Source organism: Sphingomonas sp. G5 (assembly GCF_052660795.1).
Genome location: NZ_CP109660.1, coordinates 3,475,543 through 3,488,760 on the forward strand (window position 1 = coordinate 3,475,543; position 13,218 = coordinate 3,488,760).

At 71.0% G+C, this 13,218-nt stretch carries 15 protein-coding genes; 9 read left to right on the forward strand and 6 right to left on the reverse strand.

Features of this window, described 5'->3' with window-relative positions; translation table 11 throughout:
- Window positions 1-168: 168 nt before the first annotated feature.
- Window positions 169-576: an NUDIX hydrolase gene (locus NE358_RS16415; RefSeq protein ID WP_103207663.1), complete on the forward strand. Its 408-nt coding sequence runs from the start codon at window positions 169-171 to the stop codon at window positions 574-576.
- 220 nt (window positions 577-796) lie between these two features.
- Here NE358_RS16415 and NE358_RS16420 read toward each other — a convergent pair whose 3' ends face one another.
- The 3 genes from NE358_RS16420 to NE358_RS16430 all read right to left on the reverse strand — a co-directional run bounded on the left by NE358_RS16420 (window position 797) and on the right by NE358_RS16430 (window position 3,863).
- Window positions 797-2,284 carry an SDR family NAD(P)-dependent oxidoreductase gene (locus NE358_RS16420; protein ID WP_174799696.1) on the reverse strand — a complete coding sequence of 496 codons (1,488 nt, stop codon included), beginning with the start codon at window positions 2,282-2,284 and terminating at the stop codon, window positions 797-799.
- Window positions 2,285-2,462: 178 nt separating this feature from the next.
- A complete protein-coding gene (locus tag NE358_RS16425; RefSeq protein WP_170210699.1) occupies window positions 2,463-2,609 on the reverse strand; it encodes a hypothetical protein in 147 nt (48 codons plus the stop codon).
- Between the two features lie 9 nt (window positions 2,610-2,618).
- Window positions 2,619-3,863: an acyltransferase family protein gene (locus NE358_RS16430; RefSeq protein ID WP_289940183.1), complete on the reverse strand. Its 1,245-nt coding sequence runs from the start codon at window positions 3,861-3,863 to the stop codon at window positions 2,619-2,621.
- A 221-nt stretch (window positions 3,864-4,084) separates the two neighbouring features.
- On the opposite strand from NE358_RS16430, the gene NE358_RS16435 reads away from it, so the two are divergent.
- The 3 genes from NE358_RS16435 to NE358_RS16445 all read left to right on the forward strand — a co-directional run bounded on the left by NE358_RS16435 (window position 4,085) and on the right by NE358_RS16445 (window position 7,330).
- The gene (locus NE358_RS16435) at window positions 4,085-4,474 is read left to right on the forward strand and encodes a hypothetical protein (protein ID WP_103207659.1); all 390 of its coding nucleotides are present in this window, start codon (window positions 4,085-4,087) and stop codon (window positions 4,472-4,474) included.
- Window positions 4,475-4,577: 103 nt separating this feature from the next.
- Window positions 4,578-6,413, forward strand: a complete 1,836-nt coding sequence (locus tag NE358_RS16440) for an AMP-dependent synthetase/ligase (RefSeq protein ID WP_289940184.1) — start codon at window positions 4,578-4,580, stop codon at window positions 6,411-6,413.
- On the forward strand, window positions 6,410-7,330 hold the full coding sequence (locus tag NE358_RS16445; RefSeq protein WP_267788694.1) for a DUF1295 domain-containing protein: 921 nt from the start codon (window positions 6,410-6,412) through the stop codon (window positions 7,328-7,330). Before NE358_RS16440 ends, NE358_RS16445 begins: the two co-directional genes overlap by 4 nt.
- Before the next feature lie 12 nt (window positions 7,331-7,342).
- Here NE358_RS16445 and NE358_RS16450 read toward each other — a convergent pair whose 3' ends face one another.
- Window positions 7,343-8,005, reverse strand: coding sequence for an arsenate reductase/protein-tyrosine-phosphatase family protein (locus tag NE358_RS16450; RefSeq protein WP_289940185.1), 663 nt, complete (start codon window positions 8,003-8,005; stop codon window positions 7,343-7,345).
- A gap of 138 nt (window positions 8,006-8,143) precedes the next feature.
- Between NE358_RS16450 and NE358_RS16455 the strand changes: the two genes are divergently transcribed.
- Entirely contained in the window at window positions 8,144-8,407 is a 264-nt protein-coding gene (locus NE358_RS16455; RefSeq protein WP_289940186.1) for a DUF6458 family protein, read from the forward strand.
- Window positions 8,408-8,460: 53 nt separating this feature from the next.
- On the forward strand, window positions 8,461-9,477 hold the full coding sequence (locus NE358_RS16460; RefSeq protein ID WP_289940187.1) for a serine/threonine-protein kinase: 1,017 nt from the start codon (window positions 8,461-8,463) through the stop codon (window positions 9,475-9,477).
- A 9-nt stretch (window positions 9,478-9,486) separates the two neighbouring features.
- Here the strand turns inward: NE358_RS16460 and NE358_RS16465 are convergent, their stop codons facing one another.
- Window positions 9,487-10,146, reverse strand: a complete 660-nt coding sequence (locus tag NE358_RS16465) for a HEAT repeat domain-containing protein (RefSeq protein WP_289940188.1) — start codon at window positions 10,144-10,146, stop codon at window positions 9,487-9,489.
- Window positions 10,147-10,241: 95 nt separating this feature from the next.
- Between NE358_RS16465 and NE358_RS16470 the strand changes: the two genes are divergently transcribed.
- Window positions 10,242-11,030 carry a hypothetical protein gene (locus tag NE358_RS16470; RefSeq protein ID WP_267788700.1) on the forward strand — a complete coding sequence of 263 codons (789 nt, stop codon included), beginning with the start codon at window positions 10,242-10,244 and terminating at the stop codon, window positions 11,028-11,030.
- Window positions 11,031-11,064: 34 nt separating this feature from the next.
- Here the strand turns inward: NE358_RS16470 and NE358_RS16475 are convergent, their stop codons facing one another.
- Complete coding sequence (locus tag NE358_RS16475) at window positions 11,065-11,592, reverse strand: hypothetical protein (protein WP_289940190.1); 528 nt, start codon at window positions 11,590-11,592, stop codon at window positions 11,065-11,067.
- 48 nt (window positions 11,593-11,640) lie between these two features.
- Here NE358_RS16475 and NE358_RS16480 point away from each other — a divergent pair, with 48 nt between their 5' ends.
- Window positions 11,641-11,994, forward strand: a complete 354-nt coding sequence (locus NE358_RS16480) for an SdpI family protein (RefSeq protein ID WP_289940191.1) — start codon at window positions 11,641-11,643, stop codon at window positions 11,992-11,994.
- 237 nt (window positions 11,995-12,231) lie between these two features.
- Window positions 12,232-13,167: a nuclear transport factor 2 family protein gene (locus NE358_RS16485; protein WP_289940192.1), complete on the forward strand. Its 936-nt coding sequence runs from the start codon at window positions 12,232-12,234 to the stop codon at window positions 13,165-13,167.
- The last annotated feature ends 51 nt before the right edge of the window (window positions 13,168-13,218 follow it).

The window sequence follows — 13,218 nt, forward strand, 5'->3', positions numbered from 1 at the left end:
AACGCCCACTCCCCCTCTTGAGTGTCCAAAACACCCGGACCATTCCGCAGAACGTCCGGGTTTCTTGGACACTCACGCCCACGCCCACGCCCACGCCGACTCAACGCCCACGCCCCCACGCCGCCTCCCCGCGCCGGGAGGGCGGCTCCCGGGTGCTACCGTGCCGAGGTGATCCCGGATGCCACTCCCCCGCGCCGTATCCACGTCTCGGCCGCGGTCATCACCGACGCCGACGGACGCCTGCTGCTCGTGCGCAAGGCCGGCACGACGGCGTTCATGCAGCCCGGCGGCAAGCCCGAGGCCGGCGAGACGCCCGCCGAGACGCTCGCGCGGGAGCTGGCCGAAGAGGTCGGCCTGCGCGTCGACCCCGCGCTGCTCGAACCCCTCGGCTCGTACGCGGCGAGCGCGGCGAACGAACCGGGCTTCGAGGTCGTAGCCGAGGTCTTCCGCGTCGACATCGGCGACCAGAAGCCGGCCCCGGATGCCGAGATCGCCGAGCTCCGCTGGGTCACCGCCGCCACGGCATCCGGTCTCGAGATCGCGCCTCTCGCCCGCGAGTATTTCCTACCCGCCTGAGGCCCCTGCGCTTCGCGCCCCGAAACGCGCGTTGAGTGTCCACAACACCCGGACGGATCCGAAAATCGTCCGGGTGTTGTGGACACTCAACGGGCAGGGCGGGGGCGGGCGGGGCGGGCGGGGCAGAGCCGGGCACGGCAGGGCGGACGGGGCAAGGCGGGGCAGGGCCGGGCACGGCAGGCGCCACGGCGGGACGAGCCGCGGCGACCCCCGCGGCGGCCTACCAGCTGCCCTTGCTGTAGTCCTTCAAGAAGATCCCGAACAGGTCTTCGCCGGCCTCGCCGCGCACGATCGGGTCGTACACGCGGGCGGCGCCGTCGACGAGGTCGAGCGGGGCGTGGAAGCCCTCTTCGGCCAGGCGCACCTTGGTGAAGTGGGGGCGCTCGTCGGTGATCCAGCCGGTGTCGACCGCGGTCATGAGGATGCCGTCCGACTCGAACATCTCGCGCGCGCTCGTGCGCGTCAGCATGTTCAGCGCGGCCTTGGCCATGTTGGTGTGCGGATGGCCGGGGCCCTTGTAGCCGCGGCCGAACACGCCCTCCATCGCCGACACGTTGACGATGTACTTGCGACGCGCGGTCGATGCGGCCATCGCGGGGCGCAGCCGGCTGACGAGCAGGAACGGCGCGGTCATGTTGGCGAGCTGCACCTCGAGCATCTCGAGGGGCTCGACCTGGTCGACGTGCTGCGTCCAGCTGTTGATGCGGTCCTCGTCGGGAACGAGTCCGCCCGCGTCGATCGCCGTGCCGGCGGCCAGACGCTCGAGCGACGACGAGCCCGCGGCCATCGCCTCGGCGGTCAATTCGTCGGCGGTGCGCGCGGCCGACGCGAGGATGGGGTGCGCCGACACCGACTGCGCGAGGGCGAGCGGGTGGGCGTCGTTCGTGTGGCCGAAGGTGACCAGTTCGGGCAGCGGTCCGTCGGGGAGCGGTGCGAGCTCGGCATCCACCAGGGGTTTGTACGCCCCCGGAGACCGCCGCACCGTTTGAGCTGCGTTGTTGATGAGGATGTCGAGAGGGCCTTCGGATGCCACCGACTCCGCCAACCCGATCACCTGGGCGGGGTCGCGCAGGTCGATGCCGACGACCTTGAGGCGGTGGATCCATTCGGCACTGTCGGGCAGCGACGAGAAGCGGCGCACGGCATCGCGCGGGAAGCGCGTGGTGATGGTGGTGTGAGCGCCGTCGCGCAGCAGCCGCAGCGCGATGTACATGCCGATCTTCGCGCGGCCGCCGGTGAGCAGGGCCCGCTTGCCGGTGAGGTCGGTGCGGGCGTCGCGCTTGGCGTGGCTCATGGCCGCGCAGTCGGGGCAGAGCTGGTGGTAGAACGCGTCGACCAGCGTGTAGTCCTGCTTGCAGATGTAGCAGGCGCGCGCCTTGATCAGCTCGCCCGCGAACGGCATCTCGGTGCGGGCCTGCAGCGGGATGCCGCGCGTCTCGTCGTCGATGCGGTCGGCGGCGCCCGTGGCGGTCGCGGCCACGACCGCGCGATCGGCCTCGGCGATGCGCTGACGCTTCTCTTTGCGCGACTGGCGCTTGACGTCTTTGTAGAGCTTTCCGGTCTGGCGGCGCAGGGCGATGTACGCGGGATCTTCCGGGTCGAGCGACGAGGCGGCGTCGATGACGCGCAGCGCGATCTCGAGCTCGGTCGGATCGATGGATACCGCCCGCGCGGCATCGCGGTCGGGGTTCAGCTGTGTTTCGGGCACAGGGAAGTGTACCGAGGCGAATCTGGACGATCGGTGGGCCGGGCGTGTCGTGGCCCAGACCGCCGCGTCACGAGAACAGGCAATGCCACCAGAACCAGGACGACTCCCCGCGAAACGGCCTGATCTCAGCGAATCGCCTGTTCTCGACACAGGCCCTCGGGAGTGGTCGGGCGCCGCGTCAGCGCTGCCCGGACTCGACCCAGCGGGTGTGCGCCTTCAGCGCGTGCAGCACGGCCAGACGCACCGCGAAGTACAGCACCGCGCCGATCGCGACCAGGGCCACGCCCCAGGTGAGCAGAAGGATGAAGATATGCGCCCCGAACATCCCGCGAGCCTAACGGGCGGCGGGGGAACCGGCCGCCGAGGCGTGCGTCTCTCCCCCGACCGCAGCGCCCGTGCCCTCGGACACGTGCCGCGACCGGTCGTACCGCAGCAGCCACTTCTGCGCCGGGATCTCGACGGCCCGGTGCAGCACCCACGCGATCGCGAGCGCGATGGAGAAGGCGGCGAGCGCGAGCAGCAGCGCGTGCCGCCACGGCAGTTGCGGGTGGCCGTCGGGCCACGACGACGACACCGACGCGATCACGAGCAGGTGCACGAGGTAGAAGGCGAACGACACGCGTCCGAGCTCCTGCCAGAGCGGACGGGCGAGGAACGTCGACCCGCCGTGCGCGTCGGCCGCGGCGAGCGAGGCGACGAGCAGCGCGAACGACCCCACGGTCGCGGCGAGCCCCGGGTGGATGTCGGTGCCGGGGATCGGTGGCGCCTCCGACAGGGCGTAGCCCACGACGGCGAGGGGGAACGTGTAGCGCAGCTTCCACGGCATCCAGGCTCCGCTCTTCAGGAGCAGCGCGAGGGTGACGCCCAGCACGAACTCGGGCAGGCGGAGCAGCGGAGTGGATGCCGCCGACATCGGCAACGGCGAGATCGCAGCGATCTGTGGGGCCAGGGCGACGAGCACGAGGGATGCCACGACCACGCCGCCCCGCGCGCGGTTCGAGAGGCGCACGAGCGGACGGATGAGGAACGGGAAGCTCAGGTAGAAGAACGCCTCGCACACGAGCGACCAGCTGGCGGGGTTTCCGGCCTGCCACCAGTCGGGCACCCAGCCGTTGACGAGGAGGACGTTCGCGACCAGGGGCGCCCGTCCCGCGGTCCGGATCTCGGGGACGAGGGTCGCCGCGGCGACCAGAGCCAGTCCCACGCCGACGAGATGCAGGGGGTAGATGCGGGCGAAGCGGTGCCAGTAGAACGACCCGGCGCTCTGCTGCGGCTTGTGGCCCCAGGCGAGCACGAAGCCCGAGAGGATGAAGAAGAGCGTCACGCCGGTCTTGCCGGCTTCGAAGACGAAGGCCCAGACGGTTCCGGCGGTGCCGCCGAAGTACTCGACCGCCATGAGGTGGTGACCGAAGATCAGCATCGCCGTCGCCCAGCGGAGCCCTGTCAGAGAGGGCAGGTGGCGCGCGGGGTTCGCGGGGTTCGCGGGGTTCGCGGGGTTCGCGGGGTTCGCGGGGTTCGCGGGGTTCGCGGGGCGGGATGCCGTCGCCGGAGCCGTCACGCGAGGAGCGGGTGCCGTCAAGGTACTGATCGTCGTCGCCTCCGTGTCGTCTCGCTCGCCGGCGATCAGCGACCCGTGCGGGGCGCACGAGTCCACACCGACGCGAGAGAAAATACCGGCCGAGTGCCAAGAAAAGCCTGAAAGGCCCGGGGGTTGACGGCGACAGCCTCCCTTCTCCTGGACGAGGAGCGGACCCGGTGGATAGCCTGGCGACTCCGCGCCACGCAGGGGGAAGAGGGCAGATGGCCTCGCGTTCGATCGACCCGGTTCCGCCCGAGAAGCTCGCCCGCCGCGCGCGGGTTCTCGCGTTCGTGCTGGCGCCGATCTTCGCCGTCGTCGCGGTCATGTACCTGTGGATCGGTCTGGACGAGCCCACCCTCCTGGCGGGCGGGGTGACAGTCGGGCTGCTCAGCGTGCTGTGGCTGCTGGCCGCCGTTCGCCCGTCGCCGAACGTGCACCTCGCGGCCCTGGCGGTGGCAGGAGGCGGGGGCGTCATCGCCGCCGTGGTGGCGTTCGCTTCGATCTCGGCGACGAACGGCCTCTCGGTCACGTATCTGATCGGGGTGGTCATCAACATCGCCATCGGCTACTTCTTCGTGCGCCTGACCGTGCGGGCCCTCAGCGCCCCCTGAGCCCGCGCGCGGGAAGCCCCGACCGGCAATCCGAACCGAGCACGCCTCCGAAATGATCTCGGCGGTCCCCCACCCGAGGACCGCGCACTCGCCCGGAGGAATGATGTTCGAGACGCACACGCCCGCTTTGGCGCGCCTGGACGCGTTCACCAACGTGACCGATCTGCTCGTCCGCCGTGCGGAGGAAGCCCCCGATCACATCGCCTTCGAGGTGCCGACCGACAGCGGGTGGAAGCCGGTGACCACCGCGGCCTTCCTCGATGCCGTCCGCGCGCTCGCGAAGGGAATGATCGGCGTCGGCCTGCAGCCCGGCGACACCGTGGCCATCATGGCGCCGACGCGCTACGAGTGGGCCGTCGCCGATCTCGCCACCTGGTTCGCCGGGGGCGTGGTCGTTCCCGTGTACGACTCGTCGTCGGCCTCGCAGGTCGATGCGATCGTGCGCGACGCCGGCGTGCGCCTCGCGGTGGCCGGAACCCGCGCGCACGCCGACCTCCTCACCGACGCACTCGCGCAGGCCGGGGACGACACGCTCGGCACCTGGGCGATGGCGGGCGTCGAGAACGTCCCCTCGCTCGACGAGCTCAGCGCGCGGGGTGCCGATGTCTCCGAGGCCGAGCTCGAGAGCCGCCGCATCCGCGCCGGCCACGACGATCCGGCGACCATCGTCTACACCTCGGGAACGACCGGCGAGCCCAAGGGCGCCGTGCTCACGCACGCGAACTTCCTCGGTCAAGTGCTCAACATCGCCGCCGCGTACCGCGAAGTGGTGAACCCGCAGGGCAACACGATCATCTTCCTCCCGCTCGCCCATGTGCTCGCGCGCGGCCTGCAGCTCATCTGCATCGCGAGCGGCATGCGCATCGCGCACCTCTCCGAGCCGGCGCAGGTCGTGCCCACCCTCGCCGTGCTGCACCCGACCTTCCTCGTGGCGGTTCCCCGCGTCCTGCAGAAGATCCAGTCGGCCGCGGGCGAGAAAGCCGCCGAGAAGCACCTCGGCCGGCTGTGGGCTCGCGCCGTCGCCACCGCGATCCTCGGCGGGCGGTTCGAAGAGTTCCGGGATGCCGGCCACCCGCGCCGCGCTCCCCTCGGCTTCCGGGTGCGAAAGGCCGTCTTCGACGCGCTTTTCTACGCGCGGCTCCGTTCCGTGATGGGTGGGCGGGTCGGGTACATCCTGTCGGGAGGGGCGACCCTCGATCGCGATCTGTCGCTGTTCTTCCGGGGCATCGGGGTCCCGGTCATCGAGGGCTACGGCCTCACCGAGACGACCGCGCCGCTGACCGGAAACCTGCCCGGGCGCATCGCCTCGGGCACGGTGGGACTCCCCCTTCCCGGATCGACCGTGCGCATCAGCCCGCAGGGAGAGGTGCTCGCCCGCGGTGTGGGCGTGTTCTCGGGGTACCGCGACCCCCGTCACGACGCCGAGGCGTTCGTGGACGGTTTCTTCCGCACGGGCGACCTCGGTCGCATCGACGACTCGGGGCGGGTCATCCTCGAGGGCCGCCTGAAAGACGTCATCGTCACCTCGAACGGCAAGACGGTGGTGCCCGCCCGCTGGGAGGGCGCGGTCGAGGCGAGTCCGCTCGTGCAGCACGCCGTCATGGTCGGCGAGGGCAAGCCCTACCTCTCGGCCCTGTTGATCCTCGATCCCGAGCAGTCGGCCGCCTGGGTGGCCGCGAACGGTTCTACGCTCGAGCCCGGCATTCCGGGCGCCGTGCGCGCGATCGACGACCCCCGCCTCACCGCCCACCTGCAGACCGCCGTCGACGCGGCGAATGCCCTCGTGTCGCGCAGTGAGCAGGTGCGCCGTTTCACCGTCGTGCTCGCCGACCTCGACGATCGCGAGCTCGTCACCCCGACTCTCAAGATCAAGCGCCGCGAGGTCCTGCACCGCGCCGCCGACACGATCGACACCCTGTACAGAGGAGCCGCATCATGACCGCACCCGTTCCCCCCACCTCGGAACGGTCCCCCGCGACCCGGAACCTCACGGCGCTCGTCGCCGTGGTGGTGGCCCTCGTCATCGGCGCGGGGCTCGCCGTCGCCGGAAGCTTCCGCGGTGCGCAGGTCGGTGGCATCCCGGTGTTCGCGATCGCTGTGACGGCGGCCTTCGTCATCCAGTTCGTCGTCTTCCTCCCCTCGGCCCTGCGCCGCACCGAGCGGTTCTTCGACCTGACCGGCAGCCTCACCTTCATCGCCGTCTCGATCGCCCTCGCCCTGCTCGCCCCCGCGCAGGACGCCCGCGGGTGGATCCTCGCCGCGATGGTCGTCGTGTGGGCCGCGCGCCTCGGTTCGTTCCTCTTCGCGCGTGTGCACCGGGCGGGTACCGACGGACGCTTCGACGAGATCAAGACGAACCCGCTGCGCTTCTTCCAGGTCTGGTGCATCCAGGGGCTCTGGGTGGCTCTCACCGCGTCGGCCGCCTGGATCGCCATGAGCGCGGATGCCGCCGACCGGGCGCCCCTCGACGGGTTCGCGGTTGCGGGGATCGTCGTGTGGCTCACCGGGATGGTGTTCGAGGTCGTCGCCGACCTCCAGAAGCAGGCGTTCCGCGCCGACCCCGCGAACAGGGGGGAGTTCATCCGCACGGGCCTGTGGTCGCGGTCCCGGCATCCCAACTACTTCGGCGAGATCCTCGTGTGGGTCGGTGTCTTCCTCGTCGCCGTGCCCGTGCTGAAGGGCTGGCAGTGGGTCGCCGTCCTGTCGCCGCTGTTCGTGGTGCTGTTGCTGACGCGGGTCAGCGGCATCCCTCTGCTCGAGAAGCGCGCCGACGAGCGCTGGGGCGACCGGTCCGACTACCTCGCCTACCGTGACCGCACTCCGGTGCTGATCCCGGCGCTGACCGCGCGGTCGTGAGGTGCCCGACGCTCACGCCGCGACGAGCTGCGCCGCAACCCGCGCGATCCGCGCACGCAGCTCCGAGACGGTGCGGTCGAACGCCTCCACGCTGCCGCTGTTCGCGGGGTCGCGGATCGACCAGTGCACGTCGTCGCGGCCCCTCATCTGCTCGTGCGCCTGGTCGCACACGCTGATCAAGAAGTCGCCGGGGCGCGCCACCTGGTCGAGCGCTCGGGGCCTGGCATCCGGGTCCAGAGAAATGCCGTGGCGGGTCGCTGCGTCGATCGTTCCGGGATTCACGCGATTGGCCGGGTGCATTCCCGCGGAGGCGGCGGGAATGCCGCTGTGGTCCGCCCAGATCGCCTGGGCGAGCTGAGATCGGGCGGAATTGGCGGTGCAGACGAAGACGACGCGACCGCCCACCGACGTGGGGTCGGCGGCGAGCGCCGAGAATGCGTCGGGGATCAGTTGCAGGTAGGTGCGGCGGCCGTCGAATTCGGAGCGCACCCGCCGCACGATTCCCCGTTCGTGCAGCACATTGGTGTGGAAGGCCACGAGGTTCGACTTCATTCCGAGGGCGGCCGCGATCTCGCTCGACGACATGTCTCCGACCGCCAGAAGGTCGACGATCCGCAGACGACCGCGGTCTCCGAGCGCCGCGAAAGCGTTCGCCCTGCGCTGAAGGTCGTCCATTATGCACCCCAAGAATGCGCCGCGCCATCGGTCGCAGCAAAGTCTTTTCACTCAGTAGCGTTTGAGCGATCGTGACCGGCACAGGTCCATGTCACCGGTCGCGATCACTAGACAATCACAGCAACGAGGGAGTTTCCCATGGGTATCGGCAGCGGCATCGCACTCTTCGTGATCGGCGCCATCCTGGCCTTCGCGGTCAATCTCGACCTCGGTGGCGTGGCGAACCTTCAGACCATCGGATACATCCTGATGGCCGCGGGCGTCGTCATCTTCGTGATCAGCCTGGTCTTCATGTTCCGTCGTCGCTCGGTCGAGTCCACCACCCGCTCGACCATCGATCCGGCCAGCGGCCAGAGCGTCACCACCCGTCGCACCAGCGACAACGGCGACCCCCTCGTGTGACGACCCCGTCCGAGCTCCACCCGCACGGCGACCGGCCTCTCGACAAGGATCCGATGGGCACCCCCGACGCGACGCTCCCGTCGCTCGAGGGCGCCTTCGCGGGGCGTTACCGGCTGATCGAGCCCCTCGGCTCCGACCGCGAGGGCACCGTGTACCGGGCGCGCGACGACGTGCTCGCGCGCGATGTGGCGGTGAAGGTCTTTCCTCTCGACCCCGACGAGGTCGCTCATCCCCGCCGGCGACTCGCGGCCGCGCGCATCCTCACCGCCCTCGATCACCCGTCGCTCGTGACGCTGTACGACGCGCACCTCACGCGCGAGGGGCATGGCTACCTGGTCATGGAGCTCATCCCGGGTCCGACCCTGCGCCAGCATCTCGACGACCACGGCGCGCTGGCTCCCGACGTCGCCGCGGGACTGCTCCAAGATGTGGCCGAGGGCCTCGCCGCGATCCACGAGGTCGGTATCGTCCACCAGCACCTCGAGTCGTCGAACGTGCTGTTGCGCCCCGAGCGCGCCGCGCCCCGTCCCTTCACCGCCGTCCTCGCGGACTTCGGCGTGACGCAGGTGCTCGGCGCCCGTCCCGCCACCGCGCAGACGCATCCGGATGCCGCATACCTCCCGCCCGAGCGACTGCATGGCGAGGCCGCGACCCCGGCATCCGACATCTACGCCCTGGGCTTGTTGGCGCAGGAGATGCTCACGGCCGAGGGTCCGTTGAGCGGCGGTGCGATGCAGGAGCTCGTGCTCGGCCCCCTGGACTACGACCCCGAGGTGCCGCAGGGCTTCGGCTACGGCTGGGAGGTGCTGCTCACGGCGATGACCGACCCGAACCCCGAGGGGCGCCCGACCGCGGGCGAGGTGGCCGATCTCGCGCGCGAGTTGCGGAGCGGGCCCGTGCCGGCGGATTCCGCGGTCGTCGCCGCGGTGCCGGCGGACTCCGCCGCCGTAGCCGTCGTCGGCGCGGATGCCGAGCCCGTCACCGCGCTCCGCGCCGTGAACCAAGCCCGCGAGACGTCTGCGCGTCGACGACGGCCGCCGCTCTGGGCGTGGGTCACGCACTACCACTGAGCCCGCGGGTCACTCCTCAACCGGCAGAGCGCGCTGAGCCACCACACGCCGGGCCTCGACCGCGGCGGCGGCGAAGTCGGCATCCGGGTCGTCCATGATGATCGCCGTGGCCCGCGCGTGCGCGCTGACGACGTCGTACGGCGAGGCCGCGGCGCGTTCGACGGTCGGCTCGGCGCGCAAGCCGATCGCGGCGAACGCCCGACTCAGGCTCCGCTGGGTGTCGTGATCGCCCCGACCGAACTGGGTCGAGAGCTCGTCGGCGAGGCTCTCGTGCTGGTCGTCGGGAACGAGACCGGATGCCGTCCGCCAGGCCGCCCGCGCCACCTCGGGGTGCCTGTCACGCAGGACCGCGGGCGTGATCGCGGTGAACGCGACCGGGTCGCCGATCTTCGACAGCGTGTGCAGGGCCTGGCTCCGCGCCTGGGGGATCTCGGACCCCACCTCGGGGAGCAGGGCGGGCACGGTGCGCGCGGGGTCGTGGCGCGTGAGCGCCCACGTCAGCATGTCGCGCACGAAGAAGTCGGATTCGACCGCGCACCGCGCCACGAGCACGTCGACGTAGCGATCATCGGGTCGCGTTCCCGCGGCGAGCGCGGCCTGCAGCCGGGCCGAGGCGTCGGAGTGCTCGAGGGCCGCGCGCAGCCGGTCGGCGGGTGTGGGGTCGGTCATGGTCGATCCCTCCTTCGGATCCAGCGTTTCACGGCCCGGGGCGGGGTGGGCCGTGCGGTGGTCCGCCCGGCCACTGTCTTCCTAAAGTGGATGCCATGAGACGAACGTCGACGACGGCCCTCGGGCTCACTCTCGCCTCGGTCGGCCTTCTGCTGCTCGCTGCCTGCGCGCCGACCGGCGAACCCGGAACCGCTGACTCCCCCACCCCCACCGCGATCGCATCGCAGACACCGGCCGGCGTTCCCGCGGTCTCGTCTCCGCGCGAGTGCGACGACGTCGATCTCATCGCCGACGCGACGGTCACCGGCGATGCTCTCTCGGCGTGCGTGATCGCATACTCGCGCGCCGCGGGCAGCGGCCACCTGCACCTGCAGTCGGCCGATCTGACGGGCGAAGCCGACTTCGTCTTCGGCGACGCACCCGCGACCTCGGGATCGGTCACCGGCTCCGACGGCACGCACGACTTGGTGCTCACCTCCGACGAGGCGTGGGTGAGCTTCGACGGCGCGTGGGTGCGCGCCGACGCCACCAGCAGCGACTACCGCGCGGTCATCGCCGCCACGATCGGTGAGACGTACCGGGCGTTCGCCGATCCCTCGGCCGCCGCAGCGCTGCTCGCGGCCGCTCCCGGCTGGACGGTGCAACCCGATCAGGACACCGTCTCACTGCCCGACGGCACCGAGGTGCGCGCGTGGCGGGTGCACGCGAACGGCTCCTTCTCGGCATCCGGGGTCGACGTGAAAGACATGACCGTGTGGCTCGGCGAGGGGCACCGCGTCGTCGCCATCCAAGAGACGGGATCGTTCGGCGGCATCGAGACCACCACGATGCAGCAGTTCACGGGGTGGGGCGAACCCGTGAAGATCGAGGTCCCGAAGGGCTGACCGCGCTCGGCTTCCTCGGCACGGCCCGCCGTGCTCAGTCGAGGCGCGTGAACCGCCAGCTCTTGCCGTTCTCACCGCACTCGGGCATCCGCGGGCTGTTCCAGTCGGGGTCGCGCAGCACGGAGCCGCCCTTGCCCGCGCGCAGGATGAGCGACGAATCGTCGAACTGCACCCGGATCCCCCACTCGCCGACGACCTCCCAGGTGGCGGGCCCGGTGTAGACGCCCGTCCCCGCGGGCGCGAAGCAGAGGTGCCGGCGGCCGTTGCGGTTCTGCCGCGCCTCGTCGCGGTCCTGACGCGTCACGTCTCCGCGCGGGGCATCGATGACCTCCGCCGTACCGTCGCGCTGCAGCCGGATCCGCATCTCGCTCCCGGGCGCGGCTCCGTCCAAGGCCCCGCGCCACTCGACGGGAGCGACGGAATCGCGCACCGCGTGATCGTTGGCGCTGGTGAGACTCGCCCCCGCGACGACCGCGATGACGAGCACCACGATCGCCACCAGCAGGCCCCGGCGTTCCCGGAACACACGTGGAAGCCGCGGGGCGCGATCTGACGAGGACATCACGTGGAGCGTACGACGGCGAGCGTATGTCGGGCGTATCCTGCCGCCATGAGCACAGGGGCGATCATCCTCGCCGTCGTCGGTCTCGCTTTCATCCCCATCCTCGCCCTGTGCGGGCGCGGGGTCATCCCGAGGGGCTGGGGAGTCGGCATCCGGCTTCCCGCCATCCAGCAGAGCGACGCCGCGTGGCGGGCCGGGCACCGCGCCGCGGTGCTCCCCTATGCCGTGTTCGCTCTCGTAGCGGTCGGCGTCGCAGTCCTGCCGCTGGCGGTTCCGGCCCTGTCGGACGCCGATCCCGCCCTGACCGCGGTGGTCATCATCGCCGGACTCGTCGTGGGCGGCATCGTCGGCAGCCGCGCGGCCGACCGGGTGGCGTCGGACCGCGATCTGCGCGACGCCTGAGCAGCCGGCGGGTCTTATGAATCCGCCCAGCATCGACCGCCGTCGCCACGAATCCGACCTCGGGGTCAGTACCTAACGGTCAGGTGCGTACGTGTGCGCGCGGTGGAATCTTGCGATCCTGCCGGTACTCCACGAGCCGCCGACCGCGTGCTCGTGTCTCCACCGGTCACCGTCGCAGAGAGGACCACGAGTCGACGGAACGGTGACTCACAGATCCGCACTGCGTAGGAGAACACCATGCCCCCCGTCACCCCCCGAATCACCCGCGCGGCCGCCCTGGTCGCCGGGGCAGCCATCATCGGCGGACTCGTCGTCGCCGCCCCCGCCAATGCCATGCCGACGACCGGATCGCCCGCATCCACGGCCCCCTCCGGCGATCGGCAGAACGTCGGCGCCGAGGAGTTCAACGCCTGCCTCGTCCGCACGCTGTTCGCCACCACGTTCGCCGATCCCGACAGCCCGTTCGCCCAGGCGATCGCGGATCAGATCGTGGCCCCGGATGCCATCGCTCACGGCAGTGGAACGGCATCCGGACCTCAGGGGCTTCTCGCCCAGTTCGCGGCCGACCGGGAGCGTATCCCCGGGGCTCAGGCCGTGATCAAGCACCTCGCATCAGACGGAGACCTGGTCGCGGTGCACTGGCAGATCGCCCCCGACCCGAGTGATGAGCGCCGCGGCGACGCCGCCGTCGATCTGTTCCGCCTCCAGGACGGCAAGATCGTCGAACACTGGTCCCTCGACCAGGCGATTCCGACCGGCACCCCCGCCAGCGGCAACACGAACACGATGTTCAGCGACCTGTACCGCCCGTCGGAGCCCGCCCCGCCCCCGACCGAGCAGCAGGAGGAGGAGAACCGCGTCTTCGCCGTCTCGGCGTACGACACGCTGTTCCGCGACAAGGACGTGTCGATCCTCGACCGCGCGTTCGACCCCGCCTACCTGCAGCACAACTCGGTCGCCCCGAACGGCACCGCCGCGCTGAAGCAGTTCTTCTCGAGCGGCGTGCAGTTCCCGGCGCAGCAGTCGGTCATCTCGCTGTCCGACGGTGACATCGTCTGGACGTTCTCGCAGGCCGTCGGCGCCAAGCCCGACGACCCGCTGCTGGCGGCCGACCTGTTCCGCGTCGACGGCGGGTTGATCCGCGAGCACTGGGACGTGGTTCCGACCCGCTGAGGATCAGCAGGGGCGGTGGGCCCGCTGCGGGACGGGCCCACCGCCGCGCCC